The 24,437-nt window shown below is 64.4% G+C and carries 20 protein-coding genes and 3 pseudogenes; 12 read left to right on the top strand and 11 right to left on the bottom strand.

Annotated elements, in window-relative coordinates; genetic code table 11:
• The 5 genes from E1N52_RS40785 to E1N52_RS40765 all read right to left on the bottom strand — a co-directional run.
• Positions 1–211, bottom strand: a 211-nt coding sequence (locus E1N52_RS40785; RefSeq protein WP_484217455.1) for a transposase, incomplete at its 3' end; no start/stop codon positions are given.
• A gap of 207 nt (positions 212–418) precedes the next feature.
• Positions 419–715, bottom strand: coding sequence for a helix-turn-helix domain-containing protein (locus E1N52_RS40780; protein WP_069263966.1), 297 nt, complete (start codon positions 713–715; stop codon positions 419–421).
• On the bottom strand, positions 712–1,635 hold the full coding sequence (gene epsC / locus E1N52_RS40775; protein ID WP_069263964.1) for a serine O-acetyltransferase EpsC: 924 nt from the start codon (positions 1,633–1,635) through the stop codon (positions 712–714). Before epsC ends, E1N52_RS40780 begins: the two co-directional genes overlap by 4 nt.
• A 348-nt stretch (positions 1,636–1,983) precedes the next feature.
• Positions 1,984–2,637 (bottom strand): peroxiredoxin, encoded by a 654-nt coding sequence (locus E1N52_RS40770; protein ID WP_133190553.1) that lies wholly within the window; start codon positions 2,635–2,637, stop codon positions 1,984–1,986.
• A gap of 145 nt (positions 2,638–2,782) precedes the next feature.
• Entirely contained in the window at positions 2,783–4,114 is a 1,332-nt protein-coding gene (locus E1N52_RS40765; protein WP_133190551.1) for an NtaA/DmoA family FMN-dependent monooxygenase, read from the bottom strand.
• 238 nt (positions 4,115–4,352) lie between these two features.
• Here E1N52_RS40765 and E1N52_RS40760 point away from each other — a divergent pair, with 238 nt between their 5' ends.
• From E1N52_RS40760 to E1N52_RS40715, 10 genes are all read left to right on the top strand, one after another.
• On the top strand, positions 4,353–5,483 hold the full coding sequence (locus E1N52_RS40760) for an LLM class flavin-dependent oxidoreductase (RefSeq protein ID WP_133190559.1): 1,131 nt from the start codon (positions 4,353–4,355) through the stop codon (positions 5,481–5,483).
• A complete protein-coding gene (locus E1N52_RS40755; RefSeq protein WP_205965756.1) occupies positions 5,480–6,040 on the top strand; it encodes a GNAT family N-acetyltransferase in 561 nt (186 codons plus the stop codon). Before E1N52_RS40760 ends, E1N52_RS40755 begins: the two co-directional genes overlap by 4 nt.
• A 59-nt stretch (positions 6,041–6,099) precedes the next feature.
• Positions 6,100–7,740, top strand: a complete 1,641-nt coding sequence (locus tag E1N52_RS40750; RefSeq protein ID WP_133190549.1) for an ABC transporter substrate-binding protein — start codon at positions 6,100–6,102, stop codon at positions 7,738–7,740.
• A gap of 14 nt (positions 7,741–7,754) precedes the next feature.
• Entirely contained in the window at positions 7,755–9,395 is a 1,641-nt protein-coding gene (locus E1N52_RS40745; protein WP_246089436.1) for an ABC transporter substrate-binding protein, read from the top strand.
• 50 nt (positions 9,396–9,445) lie between these two features.
• Positions 9,446–10,459, top strand: coding sequence for an ABC transporter permease (locus E1N52_RS40740; RefSeq protein WP_246089435.1), 1,014 nt, complete (start codon positions 9,446–9,448; stop codon positions 10,457–10,459).
• Between the two features lie 15 nt (positions 10,460–10,474).
• On the top strand, positions 10,475–11,344 hold the full coding sequence (locus E1N52_RS40735; protein ID WP_133190547.1) for an ABC transporter permease: 870 nt from the start codon (positions 10,475–10,477) through the stop codon (positions 11,342–11,344).
• Positions 11,341–13,128 carry a dipeptide ABC transporter ATP-binding protein gene (locus tag E1N52_RS40730; protein WP_133190545.1) on the top strand — a complete coding sequence of 596 codons (1,788 nt, stop codon included), beginning with the start codon at positions 11,341–11,343 and terminating at the stop codon, positions 13,126–13,128. Before E1N52_RS40735 ends, E1N52_RS40730 begins: the two co-directional genes overlap by 4 nt.
• 29 nt (positions 13,129–13,157) lie before the next feature.
• Positions 13,158–14,492, top strand: coding sequence for an LLM class flavin-dependent oxidoreductase (locus tag E1N52_RS40725; protein ID WP_133190543.1), 1,335 nt, complete (start codon positions 13,158–13,160; stop codon positions 14,490–14,492).
• A 61-nt stretch (positions 14,493–14,553) separates the two neighbouring features.
• On the top strand, positions 14,554–15,327 hold the full coding sequence (locus E1N52_RS40720) for an SDR family NAD(P)-dependent oxidoreductase (RefSeq protein ID WP_133190541.1): 774 nt from the start codon (positions 14,554–14,556) through the stop codon (positions 15,325–15,327).
• 12 nt (positions 15,328–15,339) lie between these two features.
• Positions 15,340–16,209 (top strand): CmcJ/NvfI family oxidoreductase, encoded by an 870-nt coding sequence (locus E1N52_RS40715; RefSeq protein ID WP_133190539.1) that lies wholly within the window; start codon positions 15,340–15,342, stop codon positions 16,207–16,209.
• 76 nt (positions 16,210–16,285) lie between these two features.
• Here the strand turns inward: E1N52_RS40715 and E1N52_RS40710 are convergent.
• The 6 genes and pseudogenes from E1N52_RS40710 to E1N52_RS40685 all read right to left on the bottom strand — a co-directional run bounded on the left by E1N52_RS40710 (position 16,286) and on the right by E1N52_RS40685 (position 21,831).
• A pseudogene (locus tag E1N52_RS40710) lies at positions 16,286–17,939 on the bottom strand (ABC transporter substrate-binding protein).
• Positions 17,940–17,963: 24 nt separating this feature from the next.
• Complete coding sequence (locus tag E1N52_RS40705) at positions 17,964–18,308, bottom strand: DUF3088 domain-containing protein (RefSeq protein WP_069261305.1); 345 nt, start codon at positions 18,306–18,308, stop codon at positions 17,964–17,966.
• A 102-nt stretch (positions 18,309–18,410) separates the two neighbouring features.
• Positions 18,411–19,733, bottom strand: a complete 1,323-nt coding sequence (locus E1N52_RS40700) for an LLM class flavin-dependent oxidoreductase (RefSeq protein ID WP_133190537.1) — start codon at positions 19,731–19,733, stop codon at positions 18,411–18,413.
• 82 nt (positions 19,734–19,815) lie between these two features.
• Positions 19,816–20,367 (bottom strand): GNAT family N-acetyltransferase, encoded by a 552-nt coding sequence (locus tag E1N52_RS40695; RefSeq protein ID WP_133190555.1) that lies wholly within the window; start codon positions 20,365–20,367, stop codon positions 19,816–19,818.
• Between the two features lie 159 nt (positions 20,368–20,526).
• The gene (locus E1N52_RS40690; RefSeq protein ID WP_133190535.1) at positions 20,527–21,525 is read right to left on the bottom strand and encodes a succinylglutamate desuccinylase/aspartoacylase family protein; all 999 of its coding nucleotides are present in this window, start codon (positions 21,523–21,525) and stop codon (positions 20,527–20,529) included.
• A gap of 51 nt (positions 21,526–21,576) precedes the next feature.
• On the bottom strand, positions 21,577–21,831 hold the full coding sequence (locus E1N52_RS40685) for a DUF7661 family protein (RefSeq protein WP_133190533.1): 255 nt from the start codon (positions 21,829–21,831) through the stop codon (positions 21,577–21,579).
• A gap of 655 nt (positions 21,832–22,486) precedes the next feature.
• Between E1N52_RS40685 and E1N52_RS40680 the strand changes: the two are divergent.
• Together E1N52_RS40680 and E1N52_RS40675 are read left to right on the top strand one after the other, a co-directional pair.
• Positions 22,487–23,897, top strand: a pseudogene (locus tag E1N52_RS40680) (transposase).
• A 298-nt stretch (positions 23,898–24,195) separates the two neighbouring features.
• Positions 24,196–24,437, top strand: a pseudogene (locus E1N52_RS40675) (IS256 family transposase); the annotation flags it as partial.

Genomic DNA, 24,437 nt, shown 5'->3' with positions numbered 1-24,437 from the left:
TCAGCATGGCTCGCAGCAACTTCTCTGGCGCGATGCTCGGCCGCCCGCCCTTTATGTCCGCTTCGTACATCTGGGCGAACTGTCGATCCATCTTCGCCAGCGCTTCATTCGCCATCACGCGGATCGAACGCAACGGATGCGACTTGGGGACGAAGTCGTCCAGCTTGCGCATGGAAAACAGACTCTCGGTGAATGTGTCGGCGCCGCGCATGATCTCCAGGGGACAAGTAGTGGTCCATCTATCAACGCCTCACGAGCTCTGCGCGATGACGTGTTTAAGCGGTATTTCAGCGGCCTGGTAGCGCTGTCGGCCCGCCCGTAATCGTCGACATAGATGACTCCCGGTTCTTTAGAACGAATAGAGAAATGCATATGACGAAGGGTCATTATGGGTAGCACATCTGACCAGCGCAACGTGCTATAGACGACAAGCCTCCGGCGTGACCTCTTCATCGCGCGAACCGGGCGCGGTTTGCGGGGCGGCATCGCGCGCAGCTTGTGGCCTTCGCGGCGCGAGCAGTGCCGCCGCCGTCAGGCCGAACGCGCACGCCAGTTTGTCGAGCGTGATAAGCGATGCGATCACGGTGCCCCGCTCGACTTCACTGACGTAAGAGCGGCTCAAGCCCGCGAACTCCGCGAGCTGCTCCTGTGACCATGCATGGGCTTCGCGCAGTTGCCGCACGTACAGGCCGAAGTCTTTGACCAGCGTCCTCATGGGGAAACTCCTGGTGTGGCGACCGCCTCGTTGCGGGACTCGGCCTGCATCACGCGGACACCGGCCGGGACATCCTGCGTGATCCAGACATTGCCGCCGATCACGGCGCCACGGCCTATCGTCACACGCCCGAGTATGGTCGCTCCGGCGTAGATCACCACGTCGTCTTCGACGATCGGGTGGCGCGCGCCGCCTTTCTCCAGATGGCCATTCGCGTCTCGCGGGAAGCGCTTCGCGCCGAGCGTCACGGCCTGGTAAATACGCACGCGCTCGCCGATCACCGAGGTCTCGCCGATCACGACGCCCGTGCCGTGGTCGATGAAGAACGACCCGCCGATCTGTGCCCCCGGATGGATGTCGATGCCAGTTTGCGCGTGTGCCAGCTCGGCGATCACGCGCGCCAGGAGCGGCAGCTCGAGCCGGTAAAGCGCATGCGCGAGCCGGTGGTGAATCATGGCCTGGATGCCGGGATAGCAGAGCAGGACCTCATCGACGCTACCCGCCGCCGGATCGCCTTGCCACGCGGCGAGCACATCCGTGTCGAGCTGCGAGCGGATCTCCGGCAGTTGCGCCGCGAAATCCCGCATGACGGCAAGGGCGCGCGCTTCGATGGCGTCGTGATCGCGCGGCCCGTGCCGCGCCTTGTGATGAAATTCCAGCCTCGCCTGCGCAAGAAGCGCGTGGAGCGAGGCATCGAGTGCATGCCCGATGTAGAAGTTCTCGGTTTCCTGACGCAAATTGGGCGGCCCGAGGCGCATCGGGAAGAGCACGCCCTTGAGCGTGCCGACGATATCGGCGAGCGCCTCTCGATCAGGCAGTTCGCGTTCGCCCTGGTCCAGCGAGCGGTGCTGCCCTTCCCTCCAGCGCTGACGCACGGCTTGCAGCGCCTGAACGACGTCCTCGACTCCGAATGCGGTCACGGCGTCCCCCTTATGCGAAAAGCGAAACAGTCTGCGACGCGGTGCGACCCTCACGCCCGCGTCAGTACGGGCCGAAATGGCATCACTCGTCGCGCATGGGGCGACGTAAAAGGTTGGCGGATTTGCGCGTTGGGCGCGGACGAGGCAACGAGATTGCGCGGACTTCTTGCTACGGCGATGTTGCTGCAGTCTTTAGACGACAGAATCGACTATGCGAGAACCTTCGAGAATTCTCAAGCGCTGTCAAAAACATTGCATCGCGCGGAGCCGACGATGCAGGTTCGCATACGTTCTCGCGTCGTGAGTCACAGCGCCGTAATACCGCCTGCCCGTGGCGCCGAAGCGTACCTATTTGGGCTGCGCGACCGTCCGCAGCCAGGGCTTCAGCGTCTTGAAGCCCTCTGGATATTTTTTCTTTGCATCCTCATCCGAGACGGAGGTGGGAATGATCACATCATCGCCCGGCTTCCAGTTCACCGGGGTGGCGACCGTATGCTTCGCGTTGAGCTGGAGGGCGTCGAGAAGCCGCAAAACCTCGTCGAAGTTGCGCCCGGCGCTCATCGGGTAGGTGAACGTCGCCTTGATCTTCTTGTCTGGTCCAACGATAAACACGGCGCGGATGGTCGCATTGTCGACCGCGGTGCGCGGGCCGCCGCTCGCGTTGGGATGGATCATGTCGTAGAGCTTTGCAACTGCGAGGTCCGCGTCGCCAATCATCGGATAGTTGACCGCGGTGCCCTGCTTCTCTTCGATATCCTTCGCCCATTTGTGGTGGTCGTCGACCGGATCGATACTGAGCCCGATCACCTTGGTCCCGCGCTTGTCGAACTCGGGCTTGAGCTTGGCCATATAGCCCAGCTCGGTTGTGCATACCGGCGTGAAATCTTTCGGGTGCGAAAACAGGATCGCCCACTGGCCTCCGATCCACTCGTGGAAGCGGATCGGTCCTTCAGTCGTTTGTGCAGTGAAATCGGGGGCTTCGTCGCCTATGCGGATGGACATGGCCTGGCTCCTTTGGATTGGGTGGATGCAAACAGCATCTTTCACCGTAGTAGTGTTTCCCCCGCCGAATTACAAAGAAGGGACAGGCCAGGCTATAGAAGAAATTCTGGGATGCTTAGCACAACGAGGAATGACGAAGCGCTGGTTAGCCTTCGTTCGCTGCCCGCAGGCCGTTTCCGCCGGACCATGCCTGCAGCGGCGGCAATTCCAGATTCGAGCGGAAGTCTTCGCCCACATAGTCGGCATCGATCAGTTCGCGCCGGCGCAACTCCGGCAGCAGCCCGTTGAGCAACAGGTCCTCCTGATCCGGCTGGCCAAGACCATGCAAAGAGAGCACATCGACGAAGCCGGCACGATAGCGCTCTTCGATCGCGTCGGCGAGCTGTTCGGGCGTCCCGGCAACGAACCAGTGGCCGGTTTCCTGCGCGCGGATGATCAGCTCGCGCAAGCTGAGCCGCTGCCGCGCGTAAGCCAGGAAGATCGCAACCCGCCCTCGCCGCCGATGCACGCTGTCGATCGTCGGCAGCAAGGACTCCGGCAGCGGCTCGTCGAGCGGCAGATCGCGGAGATCGATGCTGCCGCCCAGCATGTCGGCGAGCTTGAGCCGTCCCTGCTCGTAGTCGATGCGCTCGTGCTTGTTGCGCAGCCGTCGCGCGACGTCCGCATCCGATTCGCCGATCACCGAATGAAATGAGTTCATCACGAACGGCAGCCGGTTCGCACGCCCAAAACCAATCGCCTGACGGCGCAGTTCGGTGACGAAAGCACGCGCATCGTCGAGCGTCGGTTGCGACGTGTAGACCACCTCGGCATAGCGCGCGCCGAGCGTGACGCCGCTCGCCGACTGACCCGCCTGAAACTGGACCGGAATGCGCTGGGGCGGAGGCGGAACGTTAAGCGGCCCTTCCACCTGGAAGTATGTTCCGCGATAGTGGATCGGACCCAGCCTCGCAGGATCGACAGCCACGCCGCCACTTGCCGAACGCCGCGTCGCCGCAGGATGGTTTGCATCGAACAGCGCCTGCACCACTTCGACGAATTCGGTGGCGCGCGCATAGCGGCGCTCGGGGTCGGGCAGCGCGCCGTCGCCGAAATTTTCTTCGCCCACCGACGACGTCACGGCATTCCACGCCGCGCGGCCGCCGCTCACGTGATCGAGTGTGCCGATCAGCCGCGCGAGGTTGTAGGGATGATGGTAGGTCGTCGAGACCGTTGCGACGAGGCCGATCCGCGAGGTGGCCTGGCTCAATGCCGCGAGCGCGACGATCGGTTCCTGGCTGCCGGTGATGCCGGCGAGACCCGCCGCATCCGCCTGCAAGAGATCAGCCGTAAAGAGGCCCGTGACCTTGTGCGCTTCCGCCTTGCGTGCGAGCGCGGCCGCACGGCGTGTGCCCTGTGCCGCGTCGGTATCGCCGCTCGCATATAGCACGCTCGCCGCGCCCACCAATGTCTTCAGCCGTCTACGCGCCCCGCTCATGATGCCGTCCTGTCTATCCGATCGATTGATGTTTTGCGCCGGCGTGACGACACCGATGGACACCGATGTCCGTCACGCGGCAATCGGACATAGTGTGCAATCACCCCCATCCAATCGAACAAATATTTTCGGCTTTCCATATTCCTCTTCATTGTTTGACCGTTCGGTTTGCGAAGAAAAATAATTTTGTGCACCGAAATTGACCGGGCGGCTGCGATCGATGCCCCTCTCCCTCAGCATGACACTACCCACGAGCCACTCCGATCCTGCACAGCGCGAATCCGCTTTCCGCCTGAGCGTTCTCGACAAGAGCCCGATTGCGGCCGGCGAAACCGCCGCCGAGGCGCTCGCGCGCAGCGTCCTTCTGGCACAAGCCGCCGAGGCGTGGGGCTATCACCGTTACTGGCTCGCCGAGCATCACAACTCCGCGGGACTTGCGTGCCCGTCGCCCGAAATCCTCGTGGCTTATGTGCTTGCGCAAACGCGCCGCATCCGCGTTGGATCAGGCGGCGTGATGCTGCAGCATTACAGCCCGTACAAGATCGCGGAAAATTTCAACCTGCTGGCTTCGCTTGCGCCAGACCGCGTAGATCTCGGCATCGGCAAGGCGCCCGGCGGACTGCCCTTGTCGACGCGCGCCCTGCAAGACGCCTTCGATGCGGGACGCCGCCCGGATTTCGCCGAGCTCGCGTTCGAACTCAAGCGGTATCTGTTCGATGCCGCGGCCACGGCTTCGGGCGAAGCCGCTGAGGCGAACAGCGAGAGTGGCGAGAAAATAGTGCGCGCGACGCCGTTGCCGCCCGCTCCCGCGCAACCCTTCCTGCTCGGCGCGAGCACCGAAAGTGCGACGCTCGCGGCGCGCCTTGGTTGGGACTTTGTCTACGCCGCGCATATCAACGCGGCGACCAGCGACCTGGAACGCGCATTCGAAACCTACCGCTCGCTATCGGGCGGCCGTGCACCGCTGCTCGCGATTTCGGTCGTCGTCGCGAGGACGGCTGCCGACGCCGCGCGGCTCGCAAGCGGCTTCCGGCGCTTTCGCGTACAGGTTGGAGATGGTCCCGCAGTCAACGTCACGAGCCTCGAGCAGGCCGACGCATTCGTGCGCCAATCGGGTGGCGGCGCTCACCGCATCGAAGAACGCGAAACGCGCATCGTGCATGGCACGCGCGAGGACGTGCTGCGCGAACTCGACGGACTGCATCGCCGCCATGGAATTGACGAATTCGTTGTCGACACGCCGATCACCGCCGCCACAGATCGCATTGCGTCGCTCGGGCTGCTTGCAGACGGCAACATTCCCCATCCACCTGCGAGCCCATCTTCCGCGTCCGGCCTTCACCCTTCGTTCGCCATAACCGAAACATGACCGACAAGATCCGCATTGCAGGCCAGGACGACGTGTCGGCCCTCTACGACCTGCTTCAGCAGTCCTACGCACCACTCGCGCGCGAGGGCGTTCACTTCACGATCACGCGCTCACCGGTCGGGCGCGTGGCGCAGGCGGTCGCAAGCCAGACGACGTTCGTGCTCGAGCGCGAAGTGGTCGGCGGCGGCACAGCGCTTGCCGCGACGCTGACCGTGCGCTTTCCCTGGTCGCCCGAAGGCAACCGGCTCACACCCTGGCCGTTCCTGCACTGGTTTGCCGTCGCGCCCGCGTTCAAGCGACAGGGCCTTGGCAACGTGTTGCTCGATCATGTCGAGACGCAGTTTCTGCGCGCGCAGGTCAAGGCGCCCGCAACGTGGCTCGCGACCGCCATCAATCACCCCTGGCTCGCCCCGTTTTACGAGCGTCACGGCTATGAGCCTTTTCATCGCTCGACCAACGCGCTCGGCACGCCGCTGGTCTGGCTGCGCAAGATCCTTATTCCCGAGCTTTACAGCGAGCCGGTTGCAGCCGGCGCACGCGATCCCCAAGCCGCATGATAGCCCGCGCGCAACCGCCTTCCCCTGATCGACCGACCCACTGCTCAAGGTACTCACCGATGACGTTTTCATTCCCGGCGCAAGCCTCTCGCACCTCGCGCCGTACCGCGGCGGCGGCGGTCCTGCTCGCCCTCGCGCTGCCGCATCTGACGCTCGCGGCAGGCCAGCCGGTCACCGGCGGCACGCTGACGTGGGGTGTGGAAACCGAGCCGCGCACGCTCAATCCGCAACTGAACGGCCAGGACAAGGTCGTGCTGCTGCTGCGCAACGCTTACGAAAGCCTGCTGACGCAAAAGCCCGACGGCAGCTTCGTGCCGTGGCTCGCCGCCGGCTACAAGGTCTCGCCCGACGGCAAGACTTATACCTTCACGCTGCGCGACGGTGTCAAGTTCACGGACGGCGCACCGTTCGACTCGAAGGCCGTGGCCCGCAACTTCCTCTATGCGCGCGACCTCTCCTACTCCGGCGGCAGCAACCTCGCGCGCCTGATTTCGCACGTTGCCGACGTCAAGACACCCGACGCGCACACGGTCGAGATCACGCTCGACGCGCCGTACGCGCCGTTCCTGACCTTTGCCGGCTCCCTCCCGCTCCTCTCGCCGAACGCGTTCGACAAGTCGAGCCTCAAGTCGGGCGGCACCGACATCGCAGGAACGGGCCCATTCATCCTGCGCCGCTACGTGAAGGGGCAGGAGATCGAGTTCGACAGGAATCCCGATTATCGCTGGGCGCCGACAACCAGCGGCCATCAGGGGCCGGCGTATCTTGACCGCGTGGTTTATCGCTTCCTGCCTGAATCGTCGGTTCGAACGGGCGCGCTGCTGTCCGGGCAGGTCGACGTGATCGAAGGCGTGTCGGGCAACGACGCGGGGCTGATCCGCAGCAATCCCGACCTCACGTATCAGCATGCGCTGAACACCGGGACGCCCTACTCGCTGTTCCTGAACGTCACCTACGGCGCGGCGCAGGACGCCAATGTGCGCCGCGCGTTGCTCGAAGGACTCGACGTAAGCGGCATCGTCCAGTCGGTCTACCGCGGCGAACGCACGCGCGCATGGGGCATCACCTCGCCGATCGATCCGCTCTACGACCGCAGCATCGAAAAGAGCTACGGGAACAATCCGAAGCTCGCCAATGCGCTGCTGGACGCAGCGGGCTGGACCGCGCGCGACAGCGCCGGCTACCGCGCGAAAAACGGCGAGCGTCTCACCATCGCGGTAATCCAGGCACAGGCGACCGTGCGCGACCAGCGCGACGTGCTGCTGCAGGCGTTGCAGGCGCAGGCGCGTCAGCGGCTCGGCGTCGATCTGAAGGTGCAGTACGTCGACGACGGCACCTATGCGGATGCGCGCAAGAGCGGCAAGTTCGGGTCGATCGCGAACTCGAACACACCGCCGGACGGGATCGATATCGAAGGCCACTACCTGCCCGTCGATCACGGCGGCGCGCTCAATTACAGCCGCGCGTCGGCACCGGAACTGAGTCGCTGGCTGCAGGCCGCTGCGCAGACGCAGAACGCCGCCGAGCGCAAGGCGCTGTACGGCCAGTTGCAGCACTTCGCGATCGACCAGCAGGCGTTCGCCGTGCCGCTCTACGAGCCGGAAGACCAGATCGCCGCCGCGAAGACGGTCCAGGGCCTCGGCTTCCGCTCGTATGCGCAGATGCCCGAAAACCCCTATGACGTGTGGATCAAACGCTAACCATGACGATGTCGATGTCAACGCCTCTCGCCACGGCCAGGTCCGCACGCTGGCGGCGCATGGTCGCCGCCGGGGGAATCGCGCTTGCGGCAACGGCCACTGGCGGCGTTAGCGCCGCGCCCGCTTCCTGCGGCACGCTGACGTGGGGCATCGAGACCGAGCCGACGACCTTCAATCCGCAACTGAACGGACAGGCGAAAGCGGAACTGATCCTGCGCGCGAGCTTCGAGTCGCTGCTCGCGCGCAAGCCCGATGGCACCTATGTCCCATGGCTCGCGACTGGCTACACGGTCTCGCCGGACGGCAAGACGCTGACGTTTACACTGCGCGACGGCGTGAAGTTCACCGACGGCCAGCCGCTCGATGCCGCAGCGGTCGCGAAGAACTTTCTCGAGGTGCGCGACCCGTCTTACTGCGCCGGTTCGAGCTATTGCGGAATCGCGTCGCGCCTCGCCAGCGCGCGTGCCGTCGATGCGCGCACCGTCCAGCTCACGTTGAACGAACCCTACGTGCCGTTCCTCTCATTCGCCGCTGGGCTCAAGCTCATCTCGCCCGCCGCCTACGCCTCACCGCAACTGAAATCGGGCGGACGCGAAGTCGCGGGCACCGGACCGTTTATTCTCACGGCCTGGCGCAAGGGACAGGAAGCCGAGTTCGTTCGGAATCCAGATTATAAATGGCCGCCGGCTACGACAACCCATCAGGGCACGGCATACCTCGACCGAGTGGTCTACCGCTTCCTGCCCGAGTCGTCGGTGCGCACCGGCGCGCTGCTGTCCGGCCAGGCCGACGTGATCGAGGGCATTTCGGGCAACGACGCCACATTGCTCGAAAAGCAGCCGGACCTGCGCTACCTCCATGCGCTGAACACGGGCTCGCCGTACTCGCTCTATCTGAACGTGGCCTACGGCCCCACCCAGGACGCGCGGGTGCGCCGTGCGCTGTTGCAGGCGTTCGATCTCGACGCTCTCGTCGCCGCGATCTATCGCGGCAAGCGCACACGCGCCTGGGGCATCACCTCGCCGGTCGATCCGCTGTATGACCGCAGCATCGAGCACAGCTACGGCAACAATCCGAAGCTTGCCAACGCGCTGCTCGACGAAGCGGGCTGGACCGGGCGCGACGCCGGCGGCTACCGCACGAAGGACGGGCAGCGGCTGTCGATCGATGTCGTGCAGGCGATCGCCACCGTGCGCGACCAGCGCGATGTGCTGTTGCAGGGACTCCAGGCGCAGGCGCGCCAGCGGCTCGGCGTCGAGCTGAAAATCCGCTATGTCGACGCGGGCACCTATGCCGACGTGCGCAAGACCGGCAAGTTCGGCGCCATACCCAACTCGAACACCGATACCGACGGAATCGATACGGAAAACCACTACCTGCCCATCGACCGCGGCGGCGTGATCAATTACAGCCGCACGGCGGACCCGCGCCTGCTCGCGTGGCTGAACGAAGCCGCGCAGACGCGCGACGACGCGGCGCGCGCCCGCATCTACGCGCAACTGCAACACACGGTAATCGTCGACGAGGCCTACGCGATTCCGCTCTATCAACCCGAGGACGAGATCGCCGCCAGCACGCACGTGCGGGGCCTCGCGTTCCGCAGCTTCAAGCAGATGCCGGAAGCGCCTTACGACGTCTGCCTCGATTCGCGCTGACGCGAAACGTGCGGCGCGCACCGGCTTCGCCAGCAGGAGAACTTACGACCATGACCCACCCGACCCCCTTACCGCTGCCCGAGGAGAGCGCCCCGGCCCCGGCGGCACGCCTCACGCGCACGCGCCGCGCGTGGCTGCGCTCGCCGGTCGCGACGCGGCTCGTGACAGGCGCGCTGGTGCTGTGGGCCGCGATCACGCTGTCGTTCGTCGCCGTGCATCTCGCGCCCGGCGATATCGTCAGCATCCTGATCGGCGAGCAACTGAACACGCCCGAAATCGAAGCCGCGATCCGCAAGGAATGGGGCCTCGACGAGCCCGTATCCCTGCAATATCTGCACTACCTGTGGCGTGTACTGCACGGCGACTTCGGCCGTTCGTACGTCCTGAACACCGACGTCGCCCCGCTCGTGATCGGCCAGCTCTGGCCCACGCTCAAGCTTACCGGGGCCGCGCTGGTCGTCGCGGTCGTGTTCGCCGTGGGGCTCGCGGTGCTGACTGCGGGGCGCCGCTTCGGCGCCCGCGCCGCCTCGGGCGTGGAGCTGCTGCTCGCTTCGACGCCCTCATTCTGGCTCGGCATCATGCTGCTGTTCGTGTTCAGTTTCACGCTCAAGCTCTTCCCCGTGGCCGGCGACCGCGGCTTCTCCTCGCTCGTGCTGCCGGCGCTCTCGCTGGGGCTCGCGCAAGGCGCGGTGATTGGCCGCGTATTGCGCAAGGGCATCGAGCACGCGCTCGACGAGCCGTACGCGCTGACCGTGCGCGCGTGGGGCATTGGCGGCTTCGCGCTGCGCCTGCGCCATGCGCTGCGGCACGCCGCGCTGCCGGCAGTCACGCTCGCCGGCTGGCTCGTGGGCGGCTTGTTGAGCGGCGCGGTCATCACCGAGCAGGAGTTCGGGCGCCCGGGGCTCGGCAAGGTGACCGTCGATGCCGTGCTCGCGAAGGACATGCCCGTGATCCTCGCGATCGCGATCCTCTCCGCAGCGATCTACGTCGTCCTGAGCACCGCCGTCGACCTGCTCTATCTCTTGATCGATCCGCGCCTGCGCGACCCGCGCGCGCGGCGCTGAACCGGAGGCTTCACGATGTCAGTTCCTCTCGACCTGCCATTGCGGGCGCGCGCGGGTTGGCGTGCCGCCAGCTGGATATGGCGTCATCCCGGCCTTGCGCTTGCGGCGCTCTGGCTCCTTCTCAACGTCATCGCCGTCGCCGCGCCCGAATGGCTGACCCGCTATGATCCGCTCGCGGCGGACCCAGTCTCCGCGCAGCTCAGCGCCAGCGCCGAGCATTGGCTAGGCACCGACCAGCTGGGCCGCGACATCTTTGCGCGCGTCGTCTACGGCGCACGCTACTCGCTCTCGATCAGCGCGGCGGCGATCGCCATCGCGACGCTCGCAGGCACCGTGCTTGGGCTGATCGCCGGCCTCGCGCGCGGCTGGCTCGACGAGCTGATCACGCGCTTTCTCGACGTGGTGTCCGCCTTTCCGGACCTCCTGCTTGCGCTCATGCTGATCTCGTTCACGGGCCCCGGCGCCGTCAATCTCGTCTTCGCGCTTGGCGTCGCCTCGATTCCGCGCTTTGCGCGCGTTGTGCGCGCGCAGACCTTCGTCGTCGCCGAATCGGGGTATGTGGAGCAGGCGCGCACGTTCGGTCTCGCGCCGGCCGTGCTGGTCTGGCGGCACGTGTTGCCGCACGCCATTGCCCAGGTGCCCGTACTTGCCACGATCGGCCTCGGCACCGCGATCATCGGCACATCGGGCCTGAGCTTTCTCGGCATGGGGCCGCAGCCCCCCACGGCCGAGTGGGGACTGATGCTCGCCGAGGGCCGCAACTATCTGTACAACGCATGGTGGATCGCGGTCTGGCCCGGCGTGGCGATCACGGCCGCCGTCATTGCTGTGAACGCGCTCGGCGGCTACTGGCAGGCGCGTTTCGAACGCCGGGAGGTCGCATGACAGCCGCCGCCACTGCCAATCTCGCCGCCCGCGTGCGCGTTGGGTCCGCCACGGAAGGCAGCCCCTCAGCGCCGGTCCCGCTACCCGCCGTGATTCATCCGTTCACCGCGCCGCCGGGCGAACCGCTCGTGCGTATCAAAAACCTTAGCATCGCGTTTCATGAGCGGCACGCCGCGCGCGCCGCCGTCGTCGAATCACTGAGCCTGAGCGTGCATGCGGGCGAGTGCGTCGCGCTCGTCGGCGAATCGGGCTCCGGCAAATCCGTCACCGCACGCAGCCTCGTCGGACTGAACGGCCCGAAGGCGCAAACACAGGCCGAGCGCTTCGAAATCGCGGGCGAGGACGCACGCCGCTACCGCGAGCGCGACTGGCGCGGCATACGCGGCCGCCGCATCGGCTACGTGCTCCAGGACGCACTGGTCTCGCTCGATCCGCTATGGCGCGTGCGCGACCTCGTCGCCGAATCGCTGCACAGCGTGCGCTCGCGCGACATCCACCAACACAGCGTCGAGATCCTGCGGGCGGTAGGCATCGACGAACCTGAGCGCCGGCTGCCGCAATACCCGCATCAACTGTCGGGCGGCTTGCGGCAGCGCGTACTGATCGGCACGGCCATCGCGGGCGGCGCTTCGCTGCTGATCGCCGACGAGCCCACCACGGCGCTCGACATGACCGTGCAGCGTCAAATCCTCTCGCTGTTGCGCGCCCGCCGCGACGCCGGCGACGCGCTGCTCCTCATCAGCCACGATCTCGCCGTGGTCGCGGAGCTGGCAGACCGCGTGCTCGTCATGCGCGCGGGCCGTATCGTCGAAGAAGGGCCGACGCGCGACGTGCTGGGGCGCCCCGCGCATCCCTATACGCGGCAGTTGCTCGCCGCGATCCCCGTGCCCGCGTCGCGAGGCTACCGGCTCTCGGGCGATGCGGGAGCTAGCGCCGCCACGGGCGACACGCGGGTTGCGCTGCCCGCGAAGCGGATCGTCGACGACGTCCGTGTGCTTTCGGTCGAATCGGTCACGAAGCGCTACGGCGGCGACGACAGCGCGCCCCCCGCCGTCGACGACGTGTCGTTTTCGCTCGCCAAAGGCGAAACGCTCGGCATCGTCGGCGAATCCGGTTCGGGCAAGTCGACGGTCGCGCGCATCGTGTTGGGTCTGACCACTCCCGACAGCGGCCGCGTGACGCTCGACGGCCAGCCCTGGAGCGGCGTGCCCGAATCCGCACGCCGGCATCGCCGGGCAGGCTTGCAGCTCATTGCGCAGGATCCCTACAGCTCGTTCGACCCGCGCTATACGGTCGGCCAGCTTATTGGCGAGAGCCTCGACGCGGTCGGCATTCGCGGCGCCGCGCGGCGCCGCCGTGTGCTGCAACTGCTCGACGAAGTGCGGCTCGGGCCAAGCTGCTACGACCGCTACCCGCGCGAGCTCTCCGGCGGCCAGCGCCAGCGCGTGGCGATCGCGCGCGCATTCGCGCCGAACCCGGCGCTGCTCGTCGCCGACGAGCCGGTGAGCGCGCTTGACGTGTCGATCCAGGCACAGGTGCTCGACCTGCTGGCCGACCTGCAGGCCGAGCACGGCACGGCCATGCTGTTCATCTCGCACGACCTCGGCGTGGTTCATCACGTAGCCGACCGCGTGCTTGTGATGCGGCGCGGCCGCGTGGTCGAGAGCGGACCTGTCGGGCAGGTATTCGCCGCACCAACGCATCCCTATACCGCTTCCCTACTCGATGCGCTTCCGAAGCTTCCGCAGTTGCCGGAGCAGGGCCAGGCAGCCATTCCAGCGTGACGTCCCTAACGCCCTCTTCTCTGCACACCATGAGCCAATCGACCACGAATTCCCAACGTCAGATACACCTTGGCGCGATCATCCAGGGCGCCTCGGGCAACATGTCCGCATGGCGGCACCCCGATGCGATCGCCGACGCCAGCATCAACGTGAGCTTCGTCCGCGAACTGGCGCGCGAGGCGGAGAACGCGAAATTCGATCTGCTGTTCGTCGCCGACGGGCTGCACATCAACGCGAAATCGATCCCCCACTTCCTGAACCGTTTCGAACCGTTGACCCTGCTTTCGGCGCTCGCGTTCGCGACCACGCGCATCGGCCTCGTTGGCACGCTCTCGACTTCGTACAGCGATCCGTTCACCGTCGCGCGCCAGTTTTCGAGCCTCGATCACCTGAGCGACGGCCGCGCGGGCTGGAATGTGGTGACCTCGCCGCTGGAAGGCTCCGCGAAGAATTTCTCGCGTGACAAACACCCAGAACATGCACTGCGCTACCGGATCGCCTCCGAGTTTCTGGACGTGACGAAGGGGTTGTGGGATTCGTGGGAGGACGACGCCTTCGTTCGCGACAAGGCGAGCGGCGTGTTCTTCGATCCGGACAAGCTGCATGCGCTCGATCACGCGGGCGAGTTCTTTTCGGTGGCCGGGCCGCTCAATATCGGCCGCTCGCGCCAGGGCCGCCCGATCCTGTTCCAGGCGGGCGCTTCCGACGACGGAAAGGCGGTTGCGGCGAGCCATGCGGACGCGATCTACACGCGCCAGGAGACGATCGGGCTTGCACAGGCCTTCTATGGCGACGTCCAGAAGCGGCTCGCCGCCCACGGCCGCGCAGCCGGCAGCCTGAAAATCTTCCAGGGCATCAGCGTGATCGTGGCGGATTCGGCCGTGCAGGCCGAGGACCAGTATCGCGAAACCGCACGACTCGTGACGATCGAGAAAGCGCTCGACTACCTTGGCCGCTACTTCGATCACCACGATTTTTCGCAGTACCCGCTCGACGCTCCATTTCCCGACATCGGCGAACTGGGCAGCAACCAGTTCCGCAGCACGACCGACGCGATCAAGCGCAACGCGGCCGAGCGCCGGCTGACGCTGCGCGAGGTCGCGTTGGAAGCCGCAACGCCCAGGCCCAGCTTTCTCGGTACGCCCGAACAGGTCGCCGATGGCTTGCAGGCCTGGGTCGAAGCGCGCGCGACCGATGGCTTCATCGTGCGCGGCGGTACACCGCTCGCGTTCACCGAATTCGCGCGTAAGGTGGTGCCGATCCTGCAGGAGCGTGGTGCCTACCGGCGCGACTATGCAGGCACGACGCTGCGCGAGCATCTTGGGCTCGACTATCCCGTGAACCGCTATGCGCTGACCGCATGAATAACCATATGAAGTTTCATTCTTTTCCAAAAGCGCGCGTGGTGACTAGCGTGAAAGAATCATGAGCGACGTTTCCTCTTCTCTTCCTGCTTCGGTCGCATGGATTGCCGGGGTGGGCGCGAGCGCCGGCCTGGGCGCGGCGCTCGGGCGCCACTTCGCCCGAGCAGGCTACACGGTCGTGCTGACCGGACGCACGGCGCCGCGTGTGGAAGCGCTCGCCGCGGAAATACGCGCGCAAGGCGGCCGCGCCCACGCAGCACCCGGCGACGTGGCAAACGAGCAGGATCTCGCGCGCATCGCGCAACTTCTGACGAGTCACGGAATTCTGCGCAGCGCGATTTTCAACGCGGGCAACGCCGTACGCGCGCCAACGCTCGAACTCGAAGTCGCGCAGTTCGAGTCCGCATGGCGCACAAACGTGCTAGGTGGCTTCGTGTTTGCCCGCGCCGCCTTACCCCTTCTGCTGGACGCCCCGGACGCCGCGACGAACCCCTCGGGCGCCGGCAGCCTCATCTTTACCGGCGCGACCGCCTCGCTGCGCGGACGGCCGCCGTTCACCGCGTTCGCAGCGGCGAAAGCGGGCCTGCGCTCGCTGGCCCAAAGTCTCGCGCGCGAATTCGGACCGCGAGGCGTGCACGTGGCGCACGTCGTGATCGACGGCGGCATCGACGGCGAACGGCTGCGAAGCGCCGCGCCCCAGCGCGCTCAAGACGCAGGGTCGGACGGTCTGCTGCAACCCGAAGCCATCGCCGAAAGCTATTGGCAGTTGCACCGCCAGGCCCGCAGCGCCTGGACACAAGAGCTGGATCTGCGCCCGTGGCGCGAACCGTTTTGATCAGGATGACTTATGAGCACAGTGCTATCGGCCCCCTCGCCTCTTTCGCGAACGTCTGCCGTCGAGGCGAAACTCAACTATCTCGCGCCGGGCAACGCCCGGCCGGTCAACTACACGTTCGAGCCGCCGGAGGGAACGGCATGGAGTTCGGGCACGCTCGACCCGCGCCGCGTGACGATACGTAACGCGCGTCCGCTTGCAGAGGCCGGCGAAATCTCGCTCGACCGCAATGGCTTTCAGCTCGTTTCGCATCGGAGCGCAGTGAGCGACTACAGCGACGAAAGCCTGATTCGCCTCGTGTATCGCCCCGAGGCCGAGGCGTTGCTGCGCGACATGACGGGAGCCGAAAAGGTCGTCATTTTCGACCACACGCTGCGTGATAGCGCGAGCGGTTCGCGCGGCAACGCCACACTTCGCGAGCCCGTGCGGCGCGTGCATAACGATCAGACTTTCGTGTCCGGACCGCGCCGGGTGCGCGATCATCTCGATGCCGAAGAAGCGCAACGGCGGCTGGGGCATCGCTTTGCGATCGTCAACCTGTGGCGGCCGCTCAGCGTGGTGGAACAACTGCCGCTCGCGCTGTGCGACGCGCGCTCGATCGCGGCCGGAGATCTCGTGCCGACCGACCTTCTCTACCGCGACAAGACCGGCGAGACCTATTCGTTTCTCGCGAACCCGCAGCATCGCTGGTACTTCTTTCCCCGTCTGCGCCCCGACGAAGTACTACTGCTGAAAATCTACGATTCTCTGGAGGACGGCACTGCGCGGCTCACCGCTCACACCGCATTCGAGGACCCCACCAGTCGTGCGGACGCGGCGGCGCGGCGCAGTATCGAATTGCGCGCGCTTCTGTTCTGGCCCGCGGGCTCAGACACGCATTGACGAATGGCGCTGCGAGTCGCGCCATTCGTCTGCGGCCACCGAAGACACGCGGCCGGCTCGCCACCCTCGCTAGTACCTATTGCAACGACACGCCGTCGAAACGGTGGCTGCCCAACGGCGAGAACACGAGCCCGTCAACGCGCTTCGAAGCTGGCAGCGAGACGATCGAGTGCGCGATCGGCGTAAATGGCACCTGTTCCTTGAAGACGACCTGGGCGCGCTCATAGAGCGCCGCACGCTCGCTCACATTCGCATCCGCACGCGCCTTCTCGATGAGCGAGTTGAACGACGGGTCGCACCACTTCGAGACGTTGCTGCCATGCACCGCATCGCAGCCGAGCAGCGCTCCTAGCCAATTGTCCGGGTCGCCGTTGTCACCTGACCAGCCGTAGAGCAACGCGTCGTGTTCGCCGTCCTGCTTGGCGCGGCGGTTGTACTCGCCCCACTCATAGCTCACGATCCGCGCATGAACGCCGATCTTCTCCCAGTCCTGCTGGATGAGCTGCGCCATCAGTTGGGCGTTCGGGTTATAGGGGCGCTGCACCGGCATGGCCCAAAGCGTAATCTCGAAGCCATTCGCCAGCCCTGCCTGCGCAAGCAGTGCGCGTGCCTTCGCAGGATCATACGGCGCGTCCTTGAGCGTATTGTTGTAGGACCATTGGGCAGGCGGCATCGGGTTCGTCGCAATCTTCGCATTGCCTGCGAACACGGCCTGAATAATGGCGGGCTTGTCGATCGCCATGTCGAGCGCCCTGCGCACTTCGACACGATCCAGTGGCGGATGCTGCGTGTTGTACGCCACAAAGCCCACGTTGAAGCCGACGCCGGAAACGACCTTGAGCGCCGGATTGCGCTTGACGACCTCCAGATCGGCCGGACGCGGAAACGCCGATACCTGGCACTCGCCGCTCGCGAGCTTCTGGATGCCGGGTCGCCGGATCGGGCGTGATGGCGAACACGAGGTGTGCGAGCTTGACGTCCTGCGTTCGCCAATAGTCGGGATTGGCGTCGTAGCGGATAAGTGCGTCCTTCTGGTACGAACGGAACGCGAACGGACCGGTCCCCACGGGCAACTGGTTGATATCGGCCTCGCGGTGCTGCCCACTCAGCTGGGTGGCGTACTCGGCTGAGAGGATCGACGCGAAGCTCATGGCAAGGTTGCGCACGAAGATCACGTCGGGCGTCTTGAGGTCGAAGCGCACTGTGTAATCATCGACTTTTTCGATGCGCGCGATATTCTTGTCGAACCCGAGATCGCTGAAATAGGGAAAACTCGTCGGATACGCCTTGCGAAACGGCAGCTGCGGATCGAGCATGCGCGTGAAGGTGAAAATCACATCATCCGCGTTGAAGTCCCGCGTGGGATGAAACCACGAGGTCGTCTGAAATTTCACACCGTGGCGCAAATGAAACGTGTAGGTGCGTTGATCCGCTGAACTCTCCCAACTTGTTGCGAGCGCGGGCTCGAGATCGAGTGTGCCGTTGCGGAACTGCACCAGCTCGTTGTAGACCGTATTCGTGCTCGCATCGAAATCGGTGCTGGTGGTGTGCTGCCCCGGGTCGAATCCCGCCGGGCTGCCTTCGCTGCAGAAAACCAGTGTTCCTTTGGGCGTGGCTTGCGCCGCATGAGGTAAAAGGAGCAGCGCCGCGGCGTTGCAAAGCGATATGGCGAGAGCCAGCGCGTGGCGCCGCGTGCGCGAGGGGATGGCGGCAAAAAGACGAAGTGGCATGGTGTTGTGTTGTACGAACGCTGCTCAATGCACCCTGGGAAAGCCGTGCCGTTCGGCAAGCAGCGCGAGAATCCGGTTCGTGTCGGTCACGAAGTGACGGCCGTTCACCGTTTGCACGTCTTCGGGAACCGCATGCTCGTCGCCGAGCACGAGCACGGGCAGCCCCTGATGTGCCTCGTCGAGCACCTCGATCACCACCGCACGCGGGCGCGCGAACGGCAGCCGCTTTACGTCGATGCGCGCGACGCGCTCGGGGTCGCTCGCAAGCAATCCTTCTATTGGCGCGCCGTGCGGACAGATGAAACGCTCGCCGGGATGGGCAGGGTCGGTAAAGCCAGGTTGCAGCAACAGCAGCAAGTCTCGACTCATGGTGTACTTACGCTCCGCTTTTGAAAGGGAAAATGTCCAAGGGTTGTCGTGTTCGTCCGCGCGCGGCTGCCATCCATGAATCGAGCCAGCCGCGCCGTTGAGTCAGCGCGTCGAGGCGAGCGCGTAACGACTAATCCGTCGCGGCAAGCCAAGGTGGTCTCGCAGCGTCTCCCCGCTCAGGCGCCGGCTGTATCGGCCACGTGCTTCGAGCACCGGAATCACGTGTCTGACAAAGTCGTCGAGGCCCTCCGCCGGCACCGGAAGACCGAGGATGAAGCCATCGGCAGCGCCGGCGTCCAGCCATCGGATCAGTTCGTCGGCAACCTGCTCGCCTGTGCCGAGGAAATGCGTCTTTGGCGTGGCGACGGCCAGCGCGACTTCGCGCAGCGTCGAGCCGTTGCGGCGCGCGTCGGCCTTGATGCGGTCCGTGGTCGAGCGAAAGCTGTTCTTGCCGAGGTCGCCAAGCTCCGGAAACGACGCATCGAGCTGGTATTGCGTGAAGTCGTGATGATCGAAGTAGCGGCCAAGGTAGGCGAGCGCCTCGTCGACGCTCAGCAAGTCGCGGATCAGGCGGTACTTCTCTTCGGCTTCGTCGTGCGTCGTGGCGACGATTGGGCCGATACCGGGAAAGATCTTCACGTCGCTCGGGGCGCGCCCGTGGGCCACGGCGCTGCGGCGCACGCGCCCGGCGAACTCGCGTGTCTCTTCGAGCGAGGGCGAATGTGTGAACACGGCGTCGGCGTATTTGCCGGCGAGATCGATGCCGGCGTCCGACGAGCCGGCCTGAAAAATCACGGGCTGGCCCTGCGGCGAGCGCTGAATGTTGAGCGGCCCGGCCACTTCGAAGAAGCGGCCCTTGTGGTCGAGCGTGTGAAGTTTCTCGCGATCGAAAAAGCGCCCGGTTTCGCGCTCGCGCACGAATGCGTCGTCGTCCCAACTATCCCAGAGCCCCTGCACGACTTCCAGGTATTCGTCGGCAATCTCGTAGCGCAGCGCGTGATTGGGGTGATCGCCGCCGTAGTTCTTCGCCGAGCCCTCCAGCGGGGACGTCACCACATTCCAGCCCGCGCGGCCGCCGCTGATGAGGTCGAGCGAGGCGAGTTGCCGCGCCACCGTGAACGGATGGCTGTATGAAGTCGAGATCGTGCCTGCGAGCCCGATCTTCGACGTCGCAGTCGCCAGCGCCGAAAGCACGGAGATCGGCTCGAAGCGGTTTAGAAAATGCGGAATCGACTTTTCGTTGATGTAGAGGCCATCTGCCACGAAGGCGAACGCCAGGCCGTTGGCCTCGGCCTTCTGGGCAATTCCGGTAATGAAGTCTAGGTTGACGCTGGCATCCACCGGATTACTGGGGTGCTTCCATGCGTTCATGTGGCCGCCGGGGCCGTGCAGCATGATGCCGAAGGTGAGATTACGCTGGGTCATAGTCGTGTCCGGTCAGCAGAATGGCCTGAAGCAGTCAGCACACGCGGCGTCGAAAGAAGCGTGGGCGCCGCCCGTCGCGCAATCAACGATGCTCGCCTAGCGGTTCACGCGGGCGCAGGTCGTCGAGCGCATCCGTGGAAAACGGCTTCCGCAGGTCCTTGGCGAAGGGCAGACGCACGTGGACTTCTGGCGCAATCGAGCGATCGAACAAGGGGACGTAGCCTGAATCAATGTACAAGCCCCAGGCTTCCGGCTGCTTGAAGCCGGTGGTGAGATAAACACGGCGATACCCCTGGCTCAACGCGCGCGCCTCGAGCTCTTCAACGATGCGGCGTGCAAGACCCTGGCGGCGCTGGTCGGCGCGTGTCCAGACACGCTTGAACTCCGCTGTCTGAGCGTCGTAGCGCTTGAAGGCCCCGCCGCCAACGGTCTCGCCGTCGCGCACGAGCACGATGAAGGCACCCTCGGGCGGCGCGAACAGCGCGGCCGGATAACGCGCCAACTCCTGCGCGGCCGAAGCCTCGCTGTCGGCGCGGTGATCGCGGTAGCGTGTTGCATATTCCCATTGCAGGCCGTCGATCAGCGGCTTTGCAACGGCTTCGAGCGGCGAGGTATCGATAATGCGGTAGGTCATCGTTGCGGCGTTCCCGTGGGACGGCAGATCCGGCTGCCAGATTACCCCCACCGCGTGCGCCATATAACCAAGCAATTCGAATATCGTTATCCAGATGAATTGCGTCTGTGAGGCATTTTCGTGCGTCCAGCACAGACCCGTGCGTCTCGCTTCTCCGCTTCACGGCTCGTCGGGCTCGGCCAGATGAAAGAGGCAATCGCCGCGCTGCACCGAGGCAACCGCCCGTTGACACACCACCTCGCCCGAGGCCGCAAACGCCACCGTCAGCGGCTCGCGCAGAGGCGTTTCGGGAAAGTGAATACGCGCCGCAGGCTGCCCCGCGTGCACGTGTTCGCCGAGGTCCACGAGCGGCTCGTACACGCCGCGTTCATACGCGTAGACATAGTGCTGCGCAGCCACGCGATAAAACCGCGTTTGGCCTGGCGGTTGCGGCGGCACGAGCGGCCCGGCCAGCACGCCAATCGCGCCAAGCAGGTGCAGCAGCCCTTGCCGCGCTTCGTGCAGGAGGCTCCGCTGAACTACGCCGGCACCGCCAAGCTCGGTGACGATCGACACGGCACCCTGGCGGCGTGCAGCCGTCGCCGAATGGAGCGGATTGGGCGCGTGAAGAAAGGCGCGCGGCAAGCCAAATGCGCCAAGGAGTGCCCGCAACTGCCGGCCTTCTTCTTCGTCGCGCGGCTCGATCGCGAGCATATTCGCACCGTGATAGCGCAACGAACTACCGCCTGAATGCAGATCCACGAGATATTGCGCACGCGCGAGCAAGGTGTTCTCGATGTAGTCGGCGATCATCTCGGTCGGCGTACCTAGTGGATTGCCCGGGAACGTGCGGTTCAGGTTGCCGCCGTCTAGCGGCGACGTGCGTGTTCCCGCCTCGGCTGCTGGAAAGTTGGCCATCGGCAGGAAAATGAGTTGTCCATGTATCCATTGTGGGTCGATTTCGCGCAGCAATTGCGAAACGAGCACCTGTCCCTCGTACTCGTCCCCGTGATTGCCGGCCATGAGCAGCACGACGGGCCCTTCGCCGTTGCGCACGGAACCGATTGGTATCGGAATCCAGCCGTACGCCGAGCGATGAACAGAATGCGGCAGTCGCAGATAGCCAAAATGAAGGCCTTGCGCCTCGAGATCGATTTCGCTGCGAATTGGATTGACCATGCGTAATGCTCCGTGGCGCGTGGGCGAATGGACGTTATGGCGGCGACGACTTCACTCCGCGGAGGGCGGCGGAACCCGTCTCCCGTCAGGAAGCACTCTTACACACGGTCGCGCCGGGGTCGCGCTTTCGTGAAAGATGTCGTCGAGATATTGCAGCAATTCATCCGCAGCGATGAAGGCTGGGATCTGGATGTCGGCTCGGCGACGTTTGCCTTCCTCGCCAATATCAAAGACCGTCCATACCTCAGCTTTGCGTGCGACGGCAATAGCCCGGCCAAAGACATCGAAGCGATATTCCTCGGGCATGATGAAATCCACCTCCAAAAGCAACTGCGTTCGCCGGACTCCCGCGGCCAGCTAACGGAACTTTCCGGGCGATCGAGCAGCACACGGCGCAGGCGAGTCCGGCGGGGTCCTCGCGGCGGCGAGCGCGTGTGCAGGACACATCAGACTCGTCGAGCCTGCCAGCATAGGAAACACAACCGCGATACGGAACCAAGAATCGCTCAGAACGTAAGAAGCGGAATAAATATTCTCGCGTTGCTCATTGGACGTCCGCTCCGCAGTCGTCGAGCTGGTTCTCGAGTTCGTTCAGATATGACCGACAGCTCGCCGTCCGCAGCGCAAATGGACATCCCAGGTTGCGACCTGCCGTAGTCCTCGCATGAATCGCATAGGAGTTGTTGGCGGAAACGTCTTTTTGCGCTTACCCCTAATAGCGAATCCCCCCGGATTGAAGGACGGTCGCGTCGAGCGCGAGGCTCCGGTTCGATGCACAGGCGGTAGCCCACATCGGCGCGCTTCCCCTGGGAGACCGGCCAACTTCACGCTGGTCGATGAAACGGCCGACGTGACTCGGGTGACCCGAAGGGCAGGTTCGGGTCTATTTCGTTGAAAAACTCGCCCTGAGAGTCAGATTGTTCGCTATCGTGGATTCATCAATCGACGGGAGTGCATCGTCATGACGGGTCAGCGAAGCGGCAATCAGGAGAAGCTGTTCTACGCGTTCAACCTTGATGATCATGTTCCGAAGGACCATCTGTTACGCGGCATAGATCACTTCTTCGATGCCGGAGATCTGCGTAAGCACATGGCGTCGTTTTACAGTCATACGGGGCGCCCTTCGATCGATCCTGAGTTGATGATTCGCATGCTGATCGTCGGATACTGCTTCGGCATCCGATCCGAACGGTGCCTGTATGAAGAGGTCCATCTGAATCTGGCCTATCGCTGGTTTTGTCGCCTCGGCCTCGAAGATGCGGTTTCCGATCACTCAACGCTTTCAAAGAATCGTCATGGCCGGTTTCGCGACAGCGACATGCTGCGTCATGTATTCAGTTCTGCGTCGTTGTATGAGCGAAGGCCTCGTAGGTGGCGAAGGGTTCGCGATCGACGCCAGTGTCATTAAAGCCGACGCCAATCGCACTCGCGGCATCGCAGGGACTGAAGTGATCGACTGGAGTCGTGGCGATGAGCCCAGCCGTGCTGGTGCGTGAGTATCTGGTGACGCTCGACGCGAACGACACTTCTGTCCAGACCCAGGAATCATCGCAGGAACCCGTTACGCAACCAAAGAACATTTCGCTAACCGATCCTGCTGCACGTTGGACAGCTGCACCCGGTGGCCCAGCGTTATATGCTTACTCGACCAACTACCTGATTGATCTGCGCGCCGGAATCATCGTGGATGTGGAGGCCACCCCTGCATACCGCACACAGGAAGTGGACTCGACCAGGACCATGATTGATAGGGTCGAGCAGCGCTTCCGCCTCAAGCCACAACGTCTGGTGGGTGACACCGCATATGGCACTGCGTCGATGCTTGCCTGGATGATCAATGACAAGGCGATCGTGCCACATGTCCCGGTGTGGGAGAAAGGTACGCGTAGCGACGAGACCTTCGCAAACAGCGATTTCCAGTGGCTCGAGCAAAGCAACGAGTATCGCTGTCCGGCTGGGCACGCACTGCGCAGCGAACGGCGTTCATTCAAGAATCCACGCACGCACATCAGCAAGGCCAATACGGTCGTCTATCGATCAAGCCAGTCGGACTGCGCTGGATGTTCATTGAAAGACCAATGCTGTCCGAACACGCAATACGGAAGATAGACCGGAGCATCCAGGAAGCAGCACGCGATAAGGCAACGGCTATTGCGCAAACGCCGGCATACATGCAGTCACGCAAGGACCGCATGAAGGTTGAGATCCTGTTCGCTCGCCTCAAACGCGTCATGAAGCTGGATCGACTCAGACTGCAAGGTCCGTCAGGTGCCCATGACGAGTTCTTGCTGGCTGCAACTGCACAGAATCTGAGGCGAATGGCGAAGTGGTTGATGCCAAAGCAGGAGGAAGCGGCGGCAGCGGCCGTTTGATACGTATCGCGGAGCGATGCACAGAAGCGGCGCGACCGGAAAGAGCGCGAGCGCGTCGATTGCATGGCCAAACACGGCTGCGCCCACGTGCGAGAACACGGTTTTTCAACGAAACAGGAATGAAGCGGCTACCCGGGGACGTCCGGGAAGACCGGCGCTCTCAGGAACTCCCTGGAACGCATTGAATGGTGGGCCGGGTCGGATTCGAACCCACGGCGCGATTTCTCCGACGGATTATGAGTCCGGGCCTGTCATAAATTTTGTGTGTAAGGCATAACATGTAGCTCAAGGAGCATGTATGCCACGCAAACCCAAGACGTCCCCCGAGGCCCTGACGGCGTTGCCGTCCATTCCGAAGGAACTGATCGACCAGTTCGTGAAGGGGCCGATGACGGCCGAAGCGGTGCATGCCGCCTCAGCGGCGTTCAAGAAGGCGCTGATCGAGCGGGCGCTGGGCGCCGAACTTGGACACCATCTGGGCTATCCGGCCGGCGCCGTGCGGCCCGAGAACGCGACCAACCAGCGCAACGGCAAGAGCGG

This window comes from Paraburkholderia guartelaensis, from assembly GCF_004353905.1.
GTDB classification, from domain to species: Bacteria; Pseudomonadota; Gammaproteobacteria; order Burkholderiales; family Burkholderiaceae; genus Paraburkholderia; species Paraburkholderia guartelaensis.
Note: the sequence above shows the minus strand (reverse complement) of the source record. Positions and strands in the feature narration are given on the sequence as shown.